The sequence below is a fragment of the Pseudomonas juntendi genome (assembly GCF_009932375.1).
GTDB classification, from domain to species: domain Bacteria; phylum Pseudomonadota; class Gammaproteobacteria; order Pseudomonadales; family Pseudomonadaceae; genus Aquipseudomonas; species Aquipseudomonas juntendi.
The window spans coordinates 1-882 of sequence record NZ_BLJG01000124.1; the positions used below are offsets into that span (position 1 = coordinate 1).

Genomic DNA, 882 nt, shown 5'->3' on the forward strand with positions numbered 1-882 from the left:
AGGTTGGCCGGCAACGGCTTGCGCTTGCCACGGCGCTTGACCGGCGCAACGATTTCTTCGGCTTCGGCTTCGGCTTCGGCTTCGGCTTCGGCTTCGCTTGGCGCAGCGGCCGCTTCGATCAGCTCTTCGACCTCGTTGAACATGGCCAACTGCGGTGAGTCGGCGTCTTCAGGGCTGCGCTCGGACTTGGGCGAGAACAACTTGTGGCGCAGCAGGGCGACCTGTTCCTGAAGTTGTTCTATGCGAGCATCTTTCGCAGCCGCCTGTTCACTGGCCAGCAGCAGTAAATGCTTGAGCAGGATTGGGTCGTCAGGAAGGGGGGCGGGCACGGCGATCATGGCCGTGGATTATACCGGCTCAGGTCACGAAACGCGGCGTCAGTATCTGGTGCGGACGGTTGCGCCACAGGTCGATGCCGTCGAGCAGCCAGTTCAACTCATCGACCGTCAGCTCGATGGCCTCGTCGCCGGCATCGGGCTTGGTCTTGAAGCGTTCGGCTTCCAAACGCTTGAGCCACAGGCAGAAGCCATTGCGCTCCCAGTAGAGGATCTTGACCTGACTGCGGGTGCGGTTGAGGAACACGAACAGCACGGGGTTGAACACTTCCACCTTGATGTCCAGCTCGACCAGAGCGGCCAGGCCGTTGATGGATTTGCGGAAATCGACGGGTTTTGGGTAGAGGTAGACCTTCTGCACCTTGGCGTCGGGACGCATCATGGGATGAACTCCGGTGAAAACGGGAGTTCAGCTTCCAATGATCTGCGGGCTATGGGCAGGTGGGGTTTATGGAGCGGATACGAAGCATCGGGCAGTTCGCGCCGTTGTTGCTGCAGTACCTGGGCAGTTTCTGGACGACGCCAGCGCCGTTGGCTCAGCCTTCGG

At 60.7% G+C, this 882-nt stretch carries 2 protein-coding genes and 1 pseudogene; 1 reads left to right on the forward strand and 2 read right to left on the reverse strand.

The genetic code is table 11. The features are described 5' to 3' along the window. A partial coding sequence (locus GYA94_RS17260; protein WP_218031604.1) for an IS66 family transposase occupies positions 1-338 on the reverse strand: 338 nt, incomplete at its 3' end. A gap of 19 nt (positions 339-357) precedes the next feature. Next, positions 358-717, reverse strand: a complete 360-nt coding sequence (gene tnpB / locus GYA94_RS17265; RefSeq protein WP_003460146.1) for an IS66 family insertion sequence element accessory protein TnpB — start codon at positions 715-717, stop codon at positions 358-360. A gap of 86 nt (positions 718-803) precedes the next feature. On the opposite strand from tnpB, the pseudogene GYA94_RS28750 reads away from it, so the two are divergent. Continuing rightward, a pseudogene (locus GYA94_RS28750) lies at positions 804-882 on the forward strand (DUF2780 domain-containing protein); the annotation flags it as partial.